Origin of the sequence: Alteromonas macleodii (assembly GCF_903772925.1) — a bacterium.
GTDB classification, from domain to species: Bacteria; Pseudomonadota; Gammaproteobacteria; order Enterobacterales; family Alteromonadaceae; genus Alteromonas; species Alteromonas macleodii_A.
The window spans coordinates 849,878-871,140 of sequence record NZ_LR812090.1 but is presented as its reverse complement, the minus strand read 5'-3'; the positions used below and the strand labels follow the sequence as shown (position 1 = coordinate 871,140).

Annotated in this window: 14 protein-coding genes; 5 read left to right on the top strand and 9 right to left on the bottom strand. The window is 44.5% G+C overall.

What is annotated here, in order from left to right:
* The first annotated feature begins 166 nt into the window (after positions 1-166).
* From PCAR9_RS03850 to ppx, 3 genes are all read left to right on the top strand, one after another.
* Positions 167-673: a glycine cleavage system transcriptional repressor gene (locus PCAR9_RS03850; protein WP_179982480.1), complete on the top strand. Its 507-nt coding sequence runs from the start codon at positions 167-169 to the stop codon at positions 671-673.
* Positions 674-848: 175 nt separating this feature from the next.
* Entirely contained in the window at positions 849-2,921 is a 2,073-nt protein-coding gene (gene ppk1 / locus PCAR9_RS03845) for a polyphosphate kinase 1 (protein ID WP_179982479.1), read from the top strand.
* Positions 2,922-2,937: 16 nt separating this feature from the next.
* The gene (ppx, locus tag PCAR9_RS03840; protein ID WP_179982478.1) at positions 2,938-4,500 is read left to right on the top strand and encodes an exopolyphosphatase; all 1,563 of its coding nucleotides are present in this window, start codon (positions 2,938-2,940) and stop codon (positions 4,498-4,500) included.
* Between the two features lie 112 nt (positions 4,501-4,612).
* On the opposite strand, the gene PCAR9_RS03835 is transcribed toward ppx, so the two are convergent.
* The 9 genes from PCAR9_RS03835 to tkt all read right to left on the bottom strand — a co-directional run bounded on the left by PCAR9_RS03835 (position 4,613) and on the right by tkt (position 18,958).
* Positions 4,613-6,745, bottom strand: a complete 2,133-nt coding sequence (locus tag PCAR9_RS03835; protein WP_179982477.1) for an alpha/beta hydrolase family protein — start codon at positions 6,743-6,745, stop codon at positions 4,613-4,615.
* Between the two features lie 185 nt (positions 6,746-6,930).
* Positions 6,931-8,436 (bottom strand): TolC family protein, encoded by a 1,506-nt coding sequence (locus PCAR9_RS03830; protein WP_179982476.1) that lies wholly within the window; start codon positions 8,434-8,436, stop codon positions 6,931-6,933.
* The gene (locus PCAR9_RS03825) at positions 8,426-11,611 is read right to left on the bottom strand and encodes an efflux RND transporter permease subunit (RefSeq protein WP_179982475.1); all 3,186 of its coding nucleotides are present in this window, start codon (positions 11,609-11,611) and stop codon (positions 8,426-8,428) included. Before PCAR9_RS03825 ends, PCAR9_RS03830 begins: the two co-directional genes overlap by 11 nt.
* A 10-nt stretch (positions 11,612-11,621) precedes the next feature.
* The gene (locus tag PCAR9_RS03820) at positions 11,622-12,710 is read right to left on the bottom strand and encodes an efflux RND transporter periplasmic adaptor subunit (RefSeq protein WP_179982474.1); all 1,089 of its coding nucleotides are present in this window, start codon (positions 12,708-12,710) and stop codon (positions 11,622-11,624) included.
* Positions 12,711-12,943: 233 nt separating this feature from the next.
* Positions 12,944-13,258 (bottom strand): hypothetical protein, encoded by a 315-nt coding sequence (locus PCAR9_RS03815; RefSeq protein ID WP_179982473.1) that lies wholly within the window; start codon positions 13,256-13,258, stop codon positions 12,944-12,946.
* Positions 13,259-13,423: 165 nt separating this feature from the next.
* Entirely contained in the window at positions 13,424-14,323 is a 900-nt protein-coding gene (locus tag PCAR9_RS03810; RefSeq protein WP_179982472.1) for a fructose bisphosphate aldolase, read from the bottom strand.
* A gap of 321 nt (positions 14,324-14,644) precedes the next feature.
* The gene (locus PCAR9_RS03805; RefSeq protein WP_179982471.1) at positions 14,645-15,820 is read right to left on the bottom strand and encodes a phosphoglycerate kinase; all 1,176 of its coding nucleotides are present in this window, start codon (positions 15,818-15,820) and stop codon (positions 14,645-14,647) included.
* A gap of 117 nt (positions 15,821-15,937) precedes the next feature.
* Positions 15,938-16,948 (bottom strand): erythrose-4-phosphate dehydrogenase, encoded by a 1,011-nt coding sequence (epd, locus tag PCAR9_RS03800; protein WP_179982470.1) that lies wholly within the window; start codon positions 16,946-16,948, stop codon positions 15,938-15,940.
* 18 nt (positions 16,949-16,966) lie between these two features.
* Positions 16,967-18,958 carry a transketolase gene (tkt, locus tag PCAR9_RS03795; RefSeq protein WP_179982469.1) on the bottom strand — a complete coding sequence of 664 codons (1,992 nt, stop codon included), beginning with the start codon at positions 18,956-18,958 and terminating at the stop codon, positions 16,967-16,969.
* Positions 18,959-19,353: 395 nt separating this feature from the next.
* Between tkt and metK the strand changes: the two genes are divergently transcribed.
* Complete coding sequence (gene metK / locus PCAR9_RS03790; RefSeq protein ID WP_179982468.1) at positions 19,354-20,499, top strand: methionine adenosyltransferase; 1,146 nt, start codon at positions 19,354-19,356, stop codon at positions 20,497-20,499.
* Between the two features lie 244 nt (positions 20,500-20,743).
* A complete protein-coding gene (locus tag PCAR9_RS03785) occupies positions 20,744-21,214 on the top strand; it encodes a hypothetical protein (RefSeq protein ID WP_179982467.1) in 471 nt (156 codons plus the stop codon).
* The last annotated feature ends 49 nt before the right edge of the window (positions 21,215-21,263 follow it).

Sequence of the window (21,263 nt, the reverse complement as noted above, 5' to 3'; positions counted from 1 at the left end):
AGAAGAATAACCCTAAATTGCACTGGTGAGCAGTGTAAGTTTTGTTATGCTAATAGCAAGCAAAAGTTTATAGCATTACCTTCGCGCAACCTACTCGGCGCTTATGGTATTACCCTACAGGAAGACGATCAAAGTTTTTCTCTACACGCCCAATAAGGAGCTTTGCATGCAATCACTGGTTATCAGCATTATGGGTAAAGACAAGCCTGGTTTGGTAGACGCACTCGCTAAGTGTGTATATAAGCATGAGGGCAACTGGCAAGGGTCAAGCTTTGCGCATATGGCGGGTATGTTCACCGGCTTTGTAGAAGTACATGTTGCCGATGAAAATAAGCAAGGTTTAGTAGATTCGCTAGACGCCATCAAAGACTTGTCTGTTCAATCTGTTGCTGTTGCAAGCAATAAAAATAACAACACAACTAAGCTAACCGTAGATGTAATGGGCAATGACAAGACAGGTATTGTTCAGGAACTAACATCCGTACTTAACCAGTTTAACTTAAATATTCTCACTTTTGCTTCTCATTGTGAAAGCGCGCCTAACTGGGGTAGCCTGATTTTCAAAGCAAAAGCTGAAATTGCGGTAACGGAAGACTTCGACGACGGCGCATTACAAGATGCACTAGAGTCGTTAGCTAACGACTTAGTCGTAGATATTACTGCAACGCGATAAATATAGGGGTATGAATGCGCGAGGGACTACCGCAGTGTCTCAGAATCATGCCCATAGGTAACGGAATCACCGCAACGTATTACGTAGGCTTCAGTGCCAGGATACGTGTTGTCACAGTAGTGTCACTGACTGGTGGCAGTCTTTGACCATTTTTATGAACGTGAATTGAGACATTATGGATAACGACGTTTTATATTATCCCAAAGAGCTAAGCTGGCTATCGTTTAACGAGCGTGTATTGCAAGAAGCCGCGGATAAGAATAACCCTGCAATAGAACGCATTCGCTTTCTTGGTATTTACTCTAATAACCTTGATGAATTTTATCGGGTACGCGCGGCGGATGTTAAACGCCTTATCACTATTGCGCAAAACGACGGGAACGAAGAAGAAGCAGAGCGCCTCACCGAACTTATGGCGCAAATACAAAAGAAAGTAGTACAGCTTTCTGAAAAATTTGACCAAATCCATAAAGACGTCGTCAAAACCCTTGCCCGCTACAATATTCATATCCTGCGTAAAGATGACTTAGACGATTATCAGAAGCAGTGGGTACGCAATTATTTTATCAACAAAGCATTGCGCCATATTGCGCCTATTCTTATTGATAAGAAAACAGATCTACTAAGCCGCTTAAACGGAAACTCTGTTTATTTGTATGTTGCGTTACGTAGAAAAGAACGCAACCCTAAATTCGCCGTTATTCAAGTTCCCACTTCTGAGATGTCGCGCTTTATGCTGATCCCTCCGCAAAAGAGCCGTAAGAAAAAGAGCATTGTTATGCTCGATGACATGATTCAGCTGTGCATTGAAGATATTTTCCGCGGTTTTGTGAAATTTGACGAAATTGAAGCTTTCTCATTTAAAATGACCCGCGACGCGGAATACTCGATTAACGAAGAAATTGACGAAAGTTTCGTTGAAAAAATGTCAGAAAGCATGAAGCAGCGTCTTATTGCTGAGCCAGTGCGTGTTATCTATGACACTGATATGCCAGAAGATATGCAGACAGATCTTCGCAAGCGCCTTAAGATTACCAAGCTCGATACCATGCACGCTGCAGGGCACTATCGCAACTTTAAAGACTTCATAGGTTTTCCAAATGTGGGGCGGGATTATCTTGAACACGCACCGCTCCCCGCTATCGACAGCAAGGCATTTTCTAAACACAACACGGTATTTGATGCGATAACCGCACGGGACATTCTGTTGTATTACCCGTATCACCGCTTCCTTCACTTTACTGAGTTCGTGCGTCAGGCTGCTTTCGACCCGAACGTTAAAACCATACGCATTAATATTTATCGGGTGGCGAGTAATTCGCGCATAATAAACTCGTTAATTGATGCGGTAGATAACGGTAAAAAAGTAACCGTAGTCGTAGAGCTTCGCGCGCGCTTTGACGAAGAAGCAAACATTGAATGGTCTAAGCGCATGACAGATGCGGGCATTCGTGTAGTGCTTGGTGTGCCCACCCTAAAAATTCACTCCAAGCTGTGCATTGTGACTCGCGAAGAACGGGGCAGCTTAGTGAACTATGCCCATTTTGGTACGGGTAACTTCAACGAGAAAACCGCGAAAATTTATACCGATTACAGCTTGTTCACTCGCAATCAAGAGTTGGCTAATGAAGGGGTGGCGGTATTCGATCTTATTCAATACCCTTACCGGCGTTATAAATTCCAGCACCTACAAATATCACCTTTAAATGCCAGAACCAAAATTCAGTCGTTAATTCGTCAAGAAATTCAGCATCTGAATCAGGGCCAAGATGCCCAAATCACTTTTAAGATTAACAATCTTGTTGATAAAGAACTTATTGATGATTTATATCGCGCAAGCCAAGCCGGGGTTAAGATCCGCGGTATTGTGCGTGGTATGTGCTCACTTAATCCCGGAATAAAAGGCATAAGTGAAAACATCGAAATCATCTCTATTGTTGATAGATTCCTTGAACACCCTCGCGTGATGATTTTTGAAGGCGGCGGCGAGAGAAAAGTGTATATCTCATCTGCTGACTGGATGACCCGAAACATGGACAACCGCATAGAAGTTGGCTGCCCGGTTTACGATAAAGGTCTTCAACAGCGCATTGTTGATATAATGGAACTACAATTTAAAGATACCCTGAAAGCTCGAGTGATTGACAAGGATCAGAGCAACAAGTACGTTGCGAGGGGAAATCGCAAAAAACTTCGCTCGCAAATAGAAATATATGACTATTTGAAGAAGCTAGAAGACACTATGTAGGATATAAAATTAGTACATGACCCAGCACGAATCAGTTTTTAATGACGTGGAAACCCGCGAAGTCAGTAAAGTCGCAGCACTCGATATTGGCTCGAATAGTTTTCACTTAGTAGTAGCACGTATTGTTGCTGGGTCTGTGCAAATTTTGCATAGAGTTAAACAAAAAGTTCGCTTGGCCGAAGGGCTCAACGAAGACGACCTGTTGTCTGATGAGGCAATGGAGCGCGGGCTAGCTATGCTTAAGGTAGTGGCAGAAAGTCTGAAAGGCTTTGAGCCTGACTCGGTTAGAATCGTTGCCACTCACACACTGCGTAAGGCCCGTAACGCTCGGGACTTTATTAGCGCAGCAAGAGACATCCTTCCCTACCCTATAGAGGTGATTTCTGGTGTAGAAGAAGCGCGTCTTATTTACTCTGGCGTAGCCCATACTAATCATGCAGACGGTCAACAGCTGGTAGTTGATATTGGCGGTGGTTCAACGGAATTTGTTATTGGCGAAGGGTTCACGCCTTTACTTTGCCGCAGTCTTCAAATGGGGTGTGTTAGCTATACCAAACGCTTTTTCCCAGACGGAGAGCTAAAATCTAAAGCGTTCAACCGCGCTATCACGGCAGCGCAACAAGAACTTGAGTTAATTGACAATAAGTATCGCAGACTTGGCTGGGTTCAATGTATCGGTACGTCAGGAACTATTCGTTCGCTGTTCACTCTTTGTCAGCAAGACAGACCTAATGGCCACGATATTCCGGTAACGCTTAAAAGTTTGCGCAATTTAATGAAGCAATTCATAAGCGCAGGCCATATAGACAAATTAAGCTATCCAGATTTAAGTGAAGATCGTCGTGTTGTTATTGCAGGTGGTCTAGCTATTCTTATTGCTGTTTTCAGAGCGCTAGAAATTGAAGGCTTGGTTTATTCGCCTGCCGCCTTGCGCGAGGGTGTACTCTATCAGATGGAAGATGAGCTTCATCACGCTGATATACGCGGCAGAACAGCAAGTAGTTTGGCAACCCGTTACGATGTAGATACAACCCAAGCCACCATGGTGCTTAACACAACGCTGTCACTTTTCGATGATGTTGAAAAAGAATGGAAACTTAAAGGGCGTGACTTTAAAAGTATGCTTGGTTGGGCTGCTTTACTTCATGAAGTAGGCATGCAAATTAACTCTCGGGGTATTCAAAAACACAGTGCCTATATTCTTGGCAACGTGGACATGCCTGGGTTTACGCAAGAACAACAGTTGTTGCTCGCTACACTCGTGCGTTTTCATAGAAAGAAAATCCGTACTAATGAACTCCCTACGTTCAACCTTTTCGACGAGCAGTCGGTAAAACATTTAATTGCGTTACTTCGTTTGGGTGTACTGCTTAATATTAAACGCCAAGAGGGCTTTTTACCTGATCTCGTTGTTAACGTAGAAAAGAACGAACTGGTCATTACTTTTCCAGAAGGCTGGTTAGATGAAAAACCTATTATCTCTGCAGACTTGTTAAGAGAAAGCCACTACTGGAAGGCGCTCGATCTAAAACTTACGGTTGTACCGGATATTTCGCAGTTACATCCCACTGTAGAATGACAAAAACGTTAGGCTCGAATTATAAAAATGGGGCCTTGAACCGATTGAATCGGAACAGTAGCCCCATTTATCTCTAGCCTTGCGAAACTAACGTTTCTAAACGTTGATTTAGTTACTCGGCTTCGGCTTTGGCTTTGGCATCATCAAAGTGCGCGCTGTCGTATTTTTTAAACCACGCCAAAATGTTTTCCACTTTACCAATCATTCTAGAAGGTTTAGAGGCAATACCATGAGGTGAGCCGGGTACTTTTACCAGTACACTATCAACCTTTTGAAGTTTTAACGCTTGATAGAACTGCTCAGTTTCAGACATTGGCGTGCGTTTATCTTCCACTCCAGTAATCAACATAGTGGGGGTAGTTACATTGCCCACGAGCGATAATGGCGAGCGCTTCCAATAGTGTTCTACGTTATCCCAAGGCTTGCCAGGGAATTGGAAAGGTATCTGGTACAGGCCCGAATCGGCAGTCAATACCTTTGATAACCAATTAATAACGGGTTTTGCAACCACGGCTGCTTTAAAACGGTTTGTAAGTCCAATGGCATAGGCTGATGCAATACCACCTGCTGAGCCACCCGTTATAAATAAACGTTCTGGATCGGCAATGCCTTTTTCAATCAGCGCGTCTACTCCAGACATATGGTCGGCAAAGTCGTACTCAGAGCTATACTTCCCCTGAAGTAGCAGTGCAAAGCGCTCACCATAACCCGTACTGCCTCTGTGATTATCATAAAACACCACATAGCCCTCGGCTGCCATGCGCTGTAGCTCAGCGGTAAAGACAGGGCCATAAGCGAGATTAGGTCCACCGTGAATTTCTAAAATTAGCGGATAGGTTTTCGAGCTGTCATAGTTTGGCGGCAGGATGTACCAACCTTGTATTTCTTCGCCATCAATAGAAGATTGATAGACTATTTCCTTAACTTCACCTAATTGTTTGTGTCCTAAAACGTCTTCATTAAGTGCCGTAAGTTGTCGTTCGTTTTTTGTAGTGACAAACAAATCTGCAGGACGGTCTGTACGCCCTTTGGTGTAAGCGACCACATCGCCTACCGCATGATAAGTACCAAACACGTAAGGTCGACCAAGGGTAGTGCCACCTAATCCACTAGCCACTGTTTTCACTCTGCCCGACAGAGACACTGTATTAACTTGTACTAGACCACGAACTGATTGTTGAAAGTAGATACGTTTGTTGTCTTTCCAGTAAAAATTAGACACCGAGTTATCAATGTCTTTGGTTATATTTCTTTGTTCAGAGCCGTTGCTATTCATTACATACAAATAGCTATTTTTGTACATCACTTTTTCGTCGTCACGATACGCATAAGCAATATGCTTTCCGTCCGGCGATACAACAGGTGACGATTCTCGCCCTTTAGCCTGCGTCAACTGTTCAATATTTCCCTTCATATCAACAGAAAATATATCGGCCTCAAGGGGTTCATACTCCCAGTTATCACTGCGATTAGCAGAGAAATAAATCTTCTTCCCGTTCGGCGCAAAACTTAACCGCCCTTTGTGATGATAATTGCCCGAGGTTAATTGCCTTGCCGTGCCTCCGTCAGAAGGGACAATAAAGATATGTGTATAGGCAGGGTCAAGCACGCCTTTGCCATCGGCTTGATAACGCGCCTTAGTGATATATTCAAAGCTAGGAGACCACTTTGCACCGTCTGGCTTTTTAGGCATATTAACCTCAAGCGGCTTTTCCTTTGCATCTACACTCATGGTGAAAGCAATGTATTTACCGTCAGGTGACCACGTAATGTTACTGGGACTTGAAGTAACATTGGTAACTAACGCTGTTTGCCCTGTATCCATCCAGCGTACATACAATTGCGGTTTACCTTCTGCATTAGAAAGGTAAGCCAATCGGCTGCCGTCTGGTGACCAGCGAATAGAATAGTAACTTTTTTTCGACGACAGTAAGGGGCGGTTTGACTTGCCATCAACCGACGCTAGCCAGACATTTGCACGGCTACTATCTGACATAATGTCGTTTGAGCGACGCACATAGGCGATATTTTTACCGTCTGGAGATATCTGGACATCACTGACGTATTCCAAATTAAAGATATCTTCCGATTGGAAAAACGCATTTTTCTCTGAGGTAGCATCTTCCGACTGAGAATTTGCAAATACAGGGGAGGACAACGCCAGTGCACCAAGACTCAATAAAGTCAACGCCCCTCGATTCCGCTTAATTATTTGCTGTAATCGTCTATTTTTAAAAAAAGACATAGTTCACCTTTAGATTATGATTATTGTTCTGCCGTCTTGTGTTGGCGGTGATCGCTCAATTTTTTCATCTTACTTAAATATTATGACCTATAAGAATTAAACGTTGGAATGCTTAAAGAAGACGATAAAACAAAAAAAGGAGAGCAATTGCTCTCCTTAACAGCTTTCAGCTTAGGTAACTTAATTTAGGTCGACGAAGATTGCCAGCCTCCTCCTAGGGCCTGATATAAGTCAACGAGTGCTGCCAGTTGCTGCTGACGAGTTTCTATAAACTCACTGCGCGCTTCTAATGCTTCGCGCTGCGCCAATAGCACTTCTAAATACTCACCATGCGCTGACGTAAACAACCGATTTGCAATATCCACTGACGATTCCAAGGAAGAAATTTGCGCTTTTTTAGCATCCGCACTTTTTCCCAGATTGTCCAACTTAGACAAACTATTGGACACTTCTGACACCGCTTTTAGCAGCGTCAGCTCGTACTCATAGGCGGCCTGGACCTGCTCGGCACTCGCATTTTTATAAACAGCTTCAATAGCACGTCGATTAATTAAAGGAGCAAAGATATCGCCAGATAGCGAATAGGCCAGTGACTCTGGTATATTAAACAAATACCGGCTATCAAACGCTGACAACCCTACCCCTGCTTTAAGCTCTAATGAAGGGTAAAAGTTCGCTTTAGCTACCTCTATATTTAAGTTTGCAGCCTGCAGCGTAAGTTCAGCCTCTCGAATATCGGGTCGGTTTTCTAACAGTGAAGCAGGCACTCCAATATTAGGCTTAACAATGTCTTCGCTAAACAAAGCGTTACTATTTCGTTGAATAGGCTGAGGCATGCGCCCTAACAATAGATTGATTGTGTTCTCTTTCTCCACAATTTCTTGTTTTATGAGAAAGCGTTCACTTTCATTTTTCTTCACTTCAGCGTTAAAGCGCGCCACAGGTAAAGAAGAAGCTCGGCCATATTCTTTAAGTGTATTAATGGTATGTATAACGTTGCGCTGCAGCTTTATTGTGGCATCAATAGTCGCCAGCTTGTTATCCAAAGCTAGTAGTTCGTAGTAGCTACGAGACACTTCAGAAACAAGTTGAGTGATAAAGAAGTTTTTACTCTCAATAGAAGCTAAATATTCAAGTGACGCTACCTTTGAAGCATCCCTGAGCTTGTGCCAGATATCCACTTCCCAAGACGCATTCAACCCAAGCTTTAAATTAGCTAAGGGGTCAGGGAATGCTTCACCTTCTCTGATATCAAGCTGCTCTTCCACCGCGCCTTCTCGGGTATATTCACCCACTTTTTCGGTTTCAGCAGCAACACCTGCAGACACGCTTGGTAAGTATTCCCCTTCCCGTGCATACACCTCGTTAGACGCCATATTGATGCGCTGTACAAGTACGGCGACTTCCTTGTTATTTGCTACAGCGGTTTCAACTAACGCTGTTAAATACGGGTCGTTGAACCACGCCTCCCATTTAATTTTTGCTTCACCATTACTGGAATTATTGCTTAATTGAGTGCCCAGCTCTGTACTAAGATCAGTACTTTGCCTTGTACTTGCTCTGAACTGTTCTGGCAAAGTTACATTCGGGTCCCGAGTTTCTATTGTCGGGATAGCACACGCTTGAACTAGAAGTGCACTGCCAATCGCCATAAAAAGAGGCTTTTTCAAAAGACGCGTGTTATTTTTCATCGCTTAGCACCTCATCGTTGTAGTGGTAGGTTTCTGTAAGTGGAACGTGATCTTCGTTTTTAATTAGCGACTTACCCTCTTCTAACTTAGCGAAAAGGTAGTACAAGCCTGGAATAACTATGATGCCGAAGACGCTACCGCAAAGTGTACCTCCCAGTGCTGAAGCACCAATAGTTCGGTTTCCTACCGCACCTGCACCTGTGGCGATGACCAGAGGGATAAGCCCCGCCACGAACGAAAATGAGGTCATTAATATAGGACGAAATCGCTGTTTTGCTGCGTCGACGGCGGCTTCTGCGATAGATAAACCCTGCTGATTTTTCTGTACCGCGTATTCAACAATCAGCACGGCGTTTTTGCCCAGCAGTCCAACTAGCATTACAAGCCCTAATTGCGCGTAAACATCGTTCGCTAAGCCCATTAGGTCAAGCAGAATAAATGAACCAATCAGGCCGCTCGGCAAAGACAATATAACCGCTAGGGGAAGCAATAAGCTTTCATATTGCGACGCCAATACGATATATACAAATAGTAGAACTACACCGAATATGACGATGGCTTCACTACCGCGTTTCGCCTCATCAAAAGATAGCCCTTCCCAACCTATGTCATAGCCTTTGGGTAACGTTGCTGCGGCGACTTCTTCTACCGCTTTAATGGCTTCGGCAGAGGTATAGCCTTTTGCGGGCTCCGCTCGAATGGCTGCAGAGGTGTACAGGTTGTATCGAGTGATTTCATTTGGCCCTTGCGTTTTAATTAGCTTCATAAACGCAGAGTAAGGCACCATTTCACCTTCCTCATTTTTAACGTAGTAGTCCATTAAATCGCTAGGGTAACGACGATACTCTGGGGCACTTTGGGTATACACCTTGTAAAAGTTATTAAAACGGGTAAAGCCTTGCTCGTAGGTACTACCAATCAAAATGTTAAGGTTTTCCATTGCCTTACCAATTGATACGCCCTTTTGCATCGCTGCTTGATTATCTATTTCAATTTTATATTGCGGATAATTAGCCGCGTAGAAAGTAAATAGCCCTTTGAGCTCTTTACGTTTTGACAGTTCATCCATAAAGGATTGGTTTATTTCATCAAACTCTTGGTAGTCCGTTGTGTTCGTTTTATCGAGTAAACGGAATGAAAGCCCAGATGATGCACCATAGCCAGGCACTACAGGGGGCTCAAAGTATTCAACCACAGCACCAAGGTGATGGGTCTTAGCTTCAAGTTCTTCAATGATTTCCTGTACCGTCTGGTCTCTATTTGCCCAGTCTTTAAGGTTAATTAGACAAGTACCCGCATTAGAGCCACGACCCTCCGTTAAGATTTCATAACCTGCGAGTGAAGAAACTGATGACACCCCTTCGACATCTAGGGCAAGGGTTTGAAGCTCTCGTGCTACTTCATTTGTTACTTCAAGGGTACTTCCTGGAGGGGTTTGAATAATGGCGTAAATTTGCCCCTGATCTTCTCCGGGAATAAAACCAGTCGGAAGAATGTGATTGAAACCAATCGTGCCTGCGACAAACGCAAAGAGCGACAGAATAGTCACCACGCGACGGGTTACTAACGCTTTAATAATGTTAGTGTAACCACCGGTGAGCTTGTCAAACCAACGATTAAATACATCAATAAGCTTACTGATTGGCGTGGCTTTTTTGGTATATGTATGCGGATTTTTAAGCAGCATCGCGCACAACACTGGCGTTAGCGAAAGCGCTACAATACAAGAAATGATAATAGACGATGCCATGGTGATAGAGAATTGACGATAAAAGACGCCCACCGGCCCAGTCATAAACACTAAAGGCACAAATACTGCTGTCATCACAAGCGTGATAGCAATAATAGCGCCGCCCATTTCACCTAATACCTGCTGCGTCGCCATATAAGGCGTCAAGCTAGCGCTCTCTTCCATTTTGGCATGCACAGCTTCGACGATAACAATGGCGTTATCTACCACAATTCCGATAGCCAATACCAACGCGAAAAGGGTGATCAGGTTAATGTTTACCCCCGTCGCTTGCATACAAAAGAAGGTACCAATTAAGGATACGGGGACGGCCAATAGAGGAATCAAGGTAGAACGCCAGTCTCCCAAAAAGATGAAAACCACCAGCGAAACTAAGATAAATGCTTCAAATAAGGTATGTAGTACCTGTTCTATCGATGCATCGAGAAACTTAGACACGTCATAGTTAATTTCGTATTTCATGCCTTCCGGAAAGGTTTCTTCAAGCTCTGCCATTTTAGCTTTTACTTGAGATATCACTTCATTAGCGCTACTGCCATAATTTTGCTTTAACACGATTGCCGCAGAAGGATACCCATCTTTGTTTGAATAGATATCGAAAAACTCACTGCTAAGCTCTACATCTGCTATGTCACTTAATTTAAGCAGCTTGCCGTCACTATCCGCTCTGATAATGATATTTTTGTATTCATCAGGCTCGTCGTACCGTCCTTCATAAACAAGCACATATTCTTTAGACTGCGCACTTATTCCCGAGCTTCGTCCGAGTCGGCCTGGACGACCAATAAGGCTTTGCTCATCAATCGACTCCATCACTTCATCGACTGAAATATTATACGCTCGCATGCGATCTGGCTTTAACCAGATGCGCATAGCATACTGCCGACTACCCAATATTTTAGCGCTGGCAATACCGTTAACACGCTGTATTTCTGGTATAACGTTAATGTTCGAGTAGTTATAAAGGAACTTCTCATCGGCGTCTTCGTCTGTGCTGTACACGTTGATGTACATCAACATGCTTGGCTGCACCCTTTGGAGTACCACCCCCTCTAGTTGTACCAACTGCGGGAGCCGGTTCATTATCTGGTCAAGCCGCGTTTTCACGTTTATTAACGCTTGGTTAGGGTCTACATCCAAGTCAAAGATAACTTGGATAGTAGCTTCACCGGCACTTGTGGCATCAGACACAATGTACTTCATGCCAGGCACACCATTTATCGAACGCTCAATGGTCACCAAGGATGACTTTACGAGTACATCAGCACTTGAACCAGGGTATGCCAATGAAATTAAAACCCTGGGGGGAGCGATATCTGGAAATTGAGAAGTCGGCAAGGTAAAAACCGAAAGCGCGCCTAAAAAGATAATCATAAGGGATAGCATGATCGCCATCACCGGACGTTTAATAAATACACCAAACATACTAAATCCCCTACTCTGCCTTAAGTGCTAGTTCAGCTAACGTATCGTCAGAAGAAATAAGGTTTGGCTTAATGTGATCGCCATTACTTACTCGTCTCAAACCCTCAAGAAGAATCGTGTCATCTTCTTTCAGCCCCTCTGATACCAAGAAGACATGAGGTAATTCAGCTGCAATCTCTATATGTCGTGTTTTAAGGGTATTGTCAGCATCTAGAACATATACATAGTTCTGATCCAATATTTGAAAGGTGGCCTTTTGGGGAATGACCAGCGCCTTTGGATAGTCGACATCGACCAGTATGTTACCAGTTTGTCCATGTCGTAACATTTCATCAGGATTAGGAAATGAAGCACGCATTTCGATTGTGCCAGTATGGTTATCAAAATCGGCTTCAATGGTATCTATCACCCCTTCGTAAGGATAAATTGTACCGTTTGCGAGCTTTAAGCGAACGCTCGTCCCTTCATTCGCTTTTCCGCTTTGTACATAATCTAGATACTCCGACTCTGGCACATTGAAGTAAACCCACATTTGGCTTAAATCAGACATGGTTGTAAGAAGCTCTCCCTCATCGAGCAGACTACCTGTTCTTGCTTCTAGATGGTCCATCTTACCGGTAAAGGGTGCTTTAATATCAGTGAATGCCAAATGTGCTTCTGCTAATTCAACTTCAGCCTGCGCTTTTTGATACTCAGCTTCTACAACAGCAAGCTCGTTAGGTGAGACTATATTTTGGTTAACTAGCGACTTGGTATTTTTGAGCTCCATTTGCGCAGCTTTAGCCTCTGCCTGAGCTCGCTTAAGTTCTGCTTCGTAGATAGTAGGCACTATTTTAAACATAGGTTTTCCCTTCTCTACGGTCTGACCTTCATCAACGAACGTAGAGGCAAGGTACCCTCGTTCCATAGCCCTTAGTTCAATGTGCTGAATGGCGCGGATTTGACTGACATACTCCTTAACAAGAACTGTATCTTTGCTTATTGGGTGCGAGACATTGAATTCTAGCGGGCCGCTATGGTGAGCTTCGTGCTCTTGATGACCACATCCAGTTAATATGACGGTAAGAATACTTGCTGCTAAAAGCGTTTTTTTGCTCATAATTTTTAAATCGTTCTTATAGGTGTTACCTATACTTAGGCAACAGCATTAGTACGGCATAGCGAGTAATTTACTGCTCGTTTTTGTTTACCGGTCAGTTTTATTGCCGCTAGGGCTTCTCAATCACTCAGCCATGCACGCACGAATATAACCAGCTCTGAAGAGAACTGACGTTTGTGAAAATTTTGAAATTGAAGGGCTTTTCTCTCGAAAATTAAAGCAAGAAGAAAAGCTTAAACAGCAGGTGGCGCTCTTGTAAGTGGGGTGACGTAGCTCTTCTTAGACCAAGAGACTAAATACGGAAGGGGGTTTTCACTAAGTGAACTAATAATCGCAGCGTTACCAAACGTATTGATAACGGACAAAAATAGGTCGTCTTGCCCATTTTCTTCTGCGCTACTTTCTATTGATAGGGTCGATATGGATGCATCAAGCTGATGCTTAAACGAGATGGGCTTAATATCTTGTTTAATCGTAAGCGAGCACGTAAACAATAACAGCGCTAAACCGTAGCAAAAGCGTTGAGTATTTATGTGTTGGAAATTCACCAGTTTACTTCCAATACTAGGCTTCAATGATATCAAGCAATGACAATGGCGCGAAATGCTACACAGTCCCCTTTTTTTTGACAACAGGCTTTGAATTGAATGCGTTAATATAAACAAAAAGAGCGCTGAATAGCGCCCTTTGTAATAAACAAGTTAAGAGAAGGTCTAGGCTTTAGAAGCTTGGTAAATACCTTCAATCGCTTTATCTAGCGTTGCTTCAAACTCTTCTTGAGATTGCTGTGCAGATACACCTTCGGTTAAAGCACGAGAGAAGCTCGCGATCATGCCTTGGTTTTCTGTTAGTTTCGCGTTTGCGTCGTCACGGCTGTAGCCACCAGAAAGTGCAACCACTTTAAGTACGCGAGGGTGATCAACAAGCTCTTTATAAAAGTTAGCTTCGGTTGGTAGCGTTAGCTTAAGCATCACTTCTTCGCCTTCGCTAAGAAGATTAAGCTGGGTTAGGATCTCTAACTTAAGTAGCGCTTCAGCTTCTGCTTTTTGCGGGCTGTGAATATCAACTTCTGGCTCGATAATTGGGACAAGGCCAGCAGCTAGAATTTGCTTACCAACTTCAAATTGCTGAGCAACGACATCTTTGATACCTTGATGATTCGCAAGCTTTACCACACTGCGCATCTTAGTGCCGAATACGTCTTGCGCTACCGCTTTAGCAAGCAGAGCATCTAGACCTGGTATTGGCTTCATTATCTGTACGCCGTTGCTTTCTTCAGCCAATCCTTTATCAACCTTTAAGAAAGGAATAACACGCTTTTTCTGCCACAAGAAGTGCGCAGTAGACATGCCTTCAATTTCTCTATCAAGGGTGTTTTCAAATAAGATTGCGCCAAGAACGCGCTCGCCGCTAAAAGGGGTGCTGGTGATAATGCGCGTACGCATTTCGTGAACTAGATTAAACATCTCTTCGTCTGAGCTGTATTCAGACTCTTCGATGCCATATAAGCGTAACGCTTTAGGTGTACTACCGCCGCTTTGATCTAACGCTGCAATAAAACCGGTTTGTGTTTTCAGTTTATCCAACATTGCCTGCTGAGCTTGTGATGCCATTGCAACACTCCTTTTGTATATTACTGCCTTAATAGACAGGTGTAGGGTTTATTGTTATACCAATTCTATTAAAGATCTGTTTGTCTCAGACACGGCACGCCGACACCTTAAGTAAACACATCTGTAATAAGATTGGTATTTATATCTGCGTACTTCACTGTTTCGCAGATGTAATCGTTTCCGATTAAATGGTCACGCTCAGAATGCTGTTACTGAGCGTGACACATAGTGGGGCAACATGTGCACTAGGCCTTAGCTTTTAGGAGCTTCTATGAGCTCTCTAGCGCTATAAAACGCTGCTTAAAAGTGCAGCGTTTAGGCTTATTTATTTTTTTCTTCTAGTACTGCTACCGCTGGTAGTGTTTTACCTTCCAAGAATTCGAGGAACGCGCCACCACCTGTTGAAATATAAGAAACCTTATCGGCAATTCCGTATTTATCAACTGCTGCTAGTGTATCACCACCACCTGCAATTGAGAATGCGTCGCTTGCTGCAATTGCTTCTGAAAGCGCTTTCGTGCCAGCACTGAACTGATCAAATTCAAATACGCCTACCGGGCCATTCCATACGATAGTACCCGCGTTTTTAATAATGTCTTCTAACGCTTTTGAAGAGTCTGGGCCGATATCAAAAATCATATCGTCATCAGCAACATCACTGACTACTTTTAGCGTCGCTTCAGTATTTTCATCAAACGCTTTGCCTACTACTACGTCAGTCGGCACTGGAATATTACCGCCATTTGCCTGTGCTTCATTCATAAGCTGCGTGGCTTGCTCGGTAAGGTCCATTTCAACTAGCGACTTACCTACATTATGCCCTTGCGCCGCAATAAAGGTATTGGCGATACCGCCACCTACAATTAACTGGTCAACTTTTTCAGCTAGTGTTTTTAGTACGGTTAGCTTGGTCGATACTTTTGAACCACCGACAATAGCAACCATTGGGCGCTTAGGGTTGTCTAGCGCTTTACCCAGTGCATCTAATTCAGCAGCAAGTAATGGGCCAGCACAGGCTTTTGGTGCAAATTTGGCAACGCCGTGGGTAGACGCTTGTGCGCGGTGAGCGGTGCCAAAGGCATCCATAACGAAAATATCGCAAAGTGCTGCGTACTGTTTCGCTAACGTTTCGTCGTCCTTCTTTTCGCCGTTATTAAAACGTACGTTTTCAAGGATAACCAGTTCGCCGTCTGCAAGCTCAACGCCATCTAGGTAGTCTTTAACAAGCTTAACCTGTACGTCTAGGGCGTCGTTAAGGTAATCAACAACAGGTTGAAGAGAAAACTCATCAGCAGGCTCGCCTTCAGTAGGGCGACCAAGGTGAGACATCACCATAACTGCTGCACCAGCGTCTAGTGCTGCTTTAATAGTAGGAATAGATGCTTTGATACGCGCATCTGAAGTTACTTTGCCGTCTTTTACCGGCACATTTAAATCTTGTCTAATTAGTACGCGCTGGCCATTTAGGGCCATATCGCTCATGCTTGGAATTGCCATCGTCTTTCCTATGTTAATTTAAATTCAGTAGAACGTGTCAAAACAAGTGAAACACGCTCAAATTAACTGTGAAAGCTGCGCGGGCTGGTGCTACCAACCCTTGGCAGCATCAATGCTTTATTTTGCGTCGAACATCACTTTAGCGGTATCGAGCATACGGTTTGCAAAACCCCATTCGTTGTCACACCACACCAGTGTTTTAACCAGCTGTTTGTGACTGACTCTCGTTTGTGTGCCATCTACAATACACGAGTGAGGGTCGTGATTGAAATCTACCGACACCAAAGGCTCTTCGGTGTAGTCCAAAATGCCCTGCAATCGCCCTGCTTTTGCATTGCGAAGTGCTTGATTCACTTGTTCAATAGTTACCTTAGACTGAAGCGTTACGCTTAAGTCCATAGCAGTAACATTGATAGTAGGTACACGTACGGCAATGGCTTCGAATTTTCCCGCAAACTTAGGCAGAATGCGCTCTATACCGGCAGCAAGTCGGGTATCAACGGGAATAATCGACTGACTTGCAGCACGGGTTCTTCGCAAATCTTCGTGATAGGCGTCGATAACTTGCTGGTCGTGCATAGACGCGTGAATGGTTGTGATCGTACCACTTTCAACACCGAACGCGGCGTCTAGCGCTTGAATAACCGGAACAATGCAGTTCGTGGTACAAGAGCCGTTGGAGACTAATTTTTGTTCACTGGTCAACGTGTCTTCGTTGGTACCAAAAATGACCGTATTGTCTAAATCTGGTGACCCGGGTGACGAGAACAGCACTTTGCCAGCGCCCGCATCTAAATGGGCTTGCCCCGATGCTCTGTCATCGAACTTTCCCGTACACTCAAGCACAATATCAATGCCTAAGTCTTCCCAGGGTAGGTCTTTAATATCGCTTATCGCGAGCAACGTAATATCGTCGCCTGCCACATTAAGCGTGTTGTTTTCTAAGGCCACATCAAAACGGAACCGCCCGTGGGCGGTATCGTATTTAAGTAAATGTGCTATGCCCTCGGGTTTAGCAATGTCGTTAATGGCCACAATTTTAAATTCGTTATTGCGCTCACTTTCATAAAGTGCGCGCAATACGTTACGACCAATACGACCAAACCCATTTATGGCAATATTTACCATAGGCTTATCTATTACCTCTTACAGAGACAGTGCAGCCTCTACTACAGCGTCAGTGGTAATGTTGAAGTGCTTGAACAGGTCGCCCGCAGGTGCAGACTCACCAAAGGTGTCCATACCTACGATAGCGCCGTTAAAGCCGACGTACTTGTACCAGCTGTCTTTAGACAAGGCTTCAACCGCTACACGTTTTACAACACTAGACGGCAGTACGCTTTCTCGGTAGTCAGCAGACTGACGGTCAAATACGTCAGTTGATGGCATAGATACTACGCGAACGGCTTTGCCCTGCTCGGTTAGTTTCGCTGCTGCTTCAACGGCAAGCTGAACTTCAGAACCGGTACCAATAAGAATAAGCTCAGGTGTACCTTCGCAATCTTTAAGTACGTAACCGCCTTTAGCAATATCTGCAACTTGTTGAGCCGTTCGTTCTTGCTGCGCTAAGCCTTGACGCGTGAAGATTAGCGTTGTTGGTCCGTCAGTGCGCTCAATGGCAGACTTCCACGACACAGCAGACTCAACCTGATCACAAGGACGCCAGTTATCAAGGTTAGGCGTAGCTCGTAGCGCAACCACCTGCTCTACCGGCTGGTGCGTTGGGCCGTCTTCACCTAGACCAATTGAATCGTGGGTGTAAACGAAAATTGCAGGCTGCTTCATTAGCGCCGCCATGCGTACCGCATTACGTGCATATTCCATAAACATTAGGAAAGTTGCACCGTATGCCTTAAAGCCACCGTGAAGGGCAATACCATTCATCATGGCAGACATACCAAATTCACGTACACCGTAATAAATGTAGTTACCTGATGCATCGTTTGCTTCAACGCCTTTACTGCCTTCCCAAATGGTTAGGTTAGAACCAGCAAGGTCGGCAGAGCCGCCTAATAGCTCAGGAAGTAACGGACCAAACGCGTTTAATGCATTTTGCGACGCTTTACGTGAAGCAATGTTTTGAGGGTTAGCTTGAAGCTCAGCGATGATAGCGTCTGCTTTGTCGCTGAAATCTGCTGGCAGTTCGCCATTTACACGGCGTTTGAATTCTGCTGCAAGCTCTGGGTATTCGGCTTCGTATGCTGCGAAAGCGTCGTTCCATGCGCTTTCCGCTTTTGAGCCTTTGTCTTTACCATCCCAGCCCGCGTAGATATCGTCTGGAATTTCGAACGCGCCGTGGCTCCAGCCAAGCTTTTCACGTGTAGCGACAATTTCATCTTCACCTAGTGGTGCACCGTGGCAAGACTCTGTACCTTCTTTATTAGGCGAGCCGAAACCAATGGTGGTTTTACAACAAATAAGTGTAGGCTGCGCCGTATTCGCTTGCGCCTTTTCAATGGCGGCTTTGACTTGCTCAGCATCGTGACCGTCAACGCCTTCGATCACTTCCCAGCCGTAGCTCTTAAAGCGTGCTGGTGTATCGTCAGTGAACCAACCTTCTACTTCACCATCAATTGAAATGCCGTTGTCATCCCAAAAAGCGATAAGCTTACCAAGGCCTAGTGTACCGGCTAGTGAACATGTCTCATGAGAAATACCTTCCATCAAACAGCCGTCGCCTAGGAATGCATAGGTGTGGTGATCAACAATAGTGTGACCGTCTTTGTTAAATTGCGCAGCAAGTACTTTTTCAGCAAGCGCCATACCTACAGCGTTGCTAATACCCTGACCTAACGGGCCAGTGGTGGTTTCAACACCGGGTGCATAACCGTACTCTGGGTGACCAGGCGTTTTAGAATGTAGCTGACGGAAGTTCTTCAGCTCTTCAATAGGCAATTCATAGCCTGAAAGGTGAAGTAGAGAGTACAACAGCATCGAGCCGTGGCCGTTTGAAAGTACAAAGCGGTCGCGGTTGGCCCAAGATGGGTTCGCAGGATTGTGTGATAAGAAATCACCCCATAGTACCTGTGCGATATCAGCCATCCCCATTGGGGCACCTGGGTGACCAGATTTAGCTTGTTGAACGGCATCCATGCTTAATGCACGGATAGCATTGGCGAGTTCACGACGAGAGGGCATGTTGTCTCCTGATTTATTTTGTATCTTTTGGTACCACGATAGTAATTGATGTGAGCATTGGGGAACATCAATTGTCTGCTCTTGCTCTACTTCTAGGCACTTTTGAATGTGAGGCTATTCTTACCCATGCCACCTTTCAGTTCAATGGATTTTCATTGCCATTATCGAAAGTAAATCCAAAAACATCAAAGAAGCTTATAAAGCCCACGGTATTGTCGATAACACTTAATGTCTTTGTCTTTGTTATACATCGAAATAACCCCAAAAATGATCGGGTTATGTCAACTATTCGTAACAAAGAGACTTTTAGACGTCTAGAAGTAAAGACTGGTATTTATAACTTGTTTTAGTACAATATACGACTATTTTGATAATTTAACGCTTACGGAGCATTTATGGCCACGCATTTATTCACATCCGAGTCAGTGTCTGAAGGACATCCGGACAAAATTGCTGATCAGATCTCAGATGCGGTTCTTGACGCTATATTAGAACAAGATCCTCGCGCTCGGGTGGCCTGCGAAACGTATGTAAAAACCGGTATGGTTTTAGTAGGTGGTGAAGTTACCACTTCTGCATGGGTAGACATTGAAGAGCTTACTCGCAAAACAGTAAAAGAAATTGGCTATACGCACTCAGACATGGGCTTTGACGCCGATTCATGTGCCGTATTAAATGCTATTGGTAAACAGTCTCCTGATATTAATCAAGGTGTCGACCGTGCAAGCCTAGAAGAACAAGGTGCGGGCGACCAAGGCCTAATGTTCGGTTACGCTAGCGATGAAACTGATGTACTTATGCCGGCACCTATCACGTACTCTCACCGCCTTGTACAAAAACAAGCGGAAGTACGTAAATCTGGCAAACTAGACTGGTTGCGTCCAGACGCAAAAAGCCAAATCACTTTTAAGTACGAAAACGACAAGCCAGTGGGCATTGACGCTATTGTACTTTCTACCCAACACTGCGATTCAGTAAGCACTGAAACGGTTCGCGAAGCGGTAATGGAAGAAATCATCAAGCCAGTACTACCAAGCGAATGGATTGATGGAAATACGCGCTTTCACATTAACCCAACAGGTCGATTCGTTATCGGTGGCCCAATGGGCGACTGTGGTCTGACAGGCCGTAAAATCATCGTAGACACTTACGGTGGTATGGCTCGCCACGGAGGTGGCGCGTTTTCTGGTAAAGATCCATCTAAAGTAGACCGCAGTGCAGCATACGCGGGTCGTTACGTTGCTAAGAACATTGTTGCAGCAGGTCTTGCAAAGCGCTGTGAAATCCAAGTGTCTTACGCCATTGGTGTTGCAGAGCCGACCTCTATCAGCATCGATACTTTTGGTACAGGTGTAGTAGATGAAAAAACATTGGTAGCATTAGTGCGTGAACATTTCGACCTGCGCCCTTACGGCCTTATCCAAATGCTTAACCTTGAGCGCCCTATATACCGCCCAACAGCTGCATACGGTCACTTTGGTCGTAACGAATTCCCATGGGAAGCAACGGATAAAGCAGAAGCACTGAAAGCTTCGGTCTAACCCAATAAGCATATAACGCTTATTGAAAACGCCGCTAGGTTGTTACGCTTTACATTGAAGCTATGCAGCCTGGCGGCGTTTTTCGTTGAAGTCTTTCAAGTTAAACAAGCTAGCCAGCTAGATTAAAAACGGTAAAGGCTATTTCCAACCTTTGTTTTTGGGTCTATGCTTAAATAACGAACACACTATTGCTTGTAGTTACTGGTTGTTTACAAGCCATGATAACAACAACTTGGGCTCTTCCATGAATATGGTTACTGGTATTTTCCTCGCCTTTGCACTGGCTGTCTCAATAACGGCCTTGCCCGCGTTCGCGGAAGTAAATAATACCAACTACAGCCCAATTCAGTTTAAGAGCAAGAAGATAGCTCGGTGGCAGCTAAACAGTATGTACCGCGTTCAATCCACGACCGAAACCTACCTTTACGATAACACTTATACCTATCCAGCGGGCTCACAAGGTATGTTTAGCGCCAGCCGGCGTTTCAACACTTGGGTGCCGCAGAAGGTTTATGCAACCTACAAAACAAATAATACCGCTTTTCAACATTATGCCGAGTGGCTTTATTTACCGCACGATGTAGGTACTTTTACGCGATTAGGTTGGCTGCTTGGCCAAAGCGAAGGATTAAACATGGCCGTAGAGCTAGAGCATAGACAAGTTGGAGAAGAAGAGAATATGGCGCTTTCTTTAGGTGTTAATTACCTGTTCTAGGAATATAACTACCTATGGCTTAGCGAAGGCCGCGACGCCAAAATTGCGC

Bases quoted from the DNA above. Each gene is read 5' to 3' on its own strand.
- PCAR9_RS03850 (WP_179982480.1), top strand. From the start codon at position 167: ATGCAATCACTGGTTATCAGCATTATGGGTAAAGACAAGCCTGGTTTG.
- ppk1 (WP_179982479.1), top strand. From the start codon at position 849: ATGGATAACGACGTTTTATATTATCCCAAAGAGCTAAGCTGGCTATCG.
- ppx (WP_179982478.1), top strand. From the start codon at position 2,938: ATGACCCAGCACGAATCAGTTTTTAATGACGTGGAAACCCGCGAAGTC.
- PCAR9_RS03835 (WP_179982477.1), bottom strand. From the start codon at position 6,745: ATGTCTTTTTTTAAAAATAGACGATTACAGCAAATAATTAAGCGGAAT.
- PCAR9_RS03830 (WP_179982476.1), bottom strand. From the start codon at position 8,436: ATGAAAAATAACACGCGTCTTTTGAAAAAGCCTCTTTTTATGGCGATT.
- PCAR9_RS03825 (WP_179982475.1), bottom strand. From the start codon at position 11,611: ATGTTTGGTGTATTTATTAAACGTCCGGTGATGGCGATCATGCTATCC.
- PCAR9_RS03820 (WP_179982474.1), bottom strand. From the start codon at position 12,710: ATGAGCAAAAAAACGCTTTTAGCAGCAAGTATTCTTACCGTCATATTA.
- PCAR9_RS03810 (WP_179982472.1), bottom strand. From the start codon at position 14,323: ATGGCATCACAAGCTCAGCAGGCAATGTTGGATAAACTGAAAACACAA.
- PCAR9_RS03805 (WP_179982471.1), bottom strand. From the start codon at position 15,820: ATGGCAATTCCAAGCATGAGCGATATGGCCCTAAATGGCCAGCGCGTA.
- epd (WP_179982470.1), bottom strand. From the start codon at position 16,948: ATGGTAAATATTGCCATAAATGGGTTTGGTCGTATTGGTCGTAACGTA.
- tkt (WP_179982469.1), bottom strand. From the start codon at position 18,958: ATGCCCTCTCGTCGTGAACTCGCCAATGCTATCCGTGCATTAAGCATG.
- metK (WP_179982468.1), top strand. From the start codon at position 19,354: ATGGCCACGCATTTATTCACATCCGAGTCAGTGTCTGAAGGACATCCG.
- PCAR9_RS03785 (WP_179982467.1), top strand. From the start codon at position 20,744: ATGAATATGGTTACTGGTATTTTCCTCGCCTTTGCACTGGCTGTCTCA.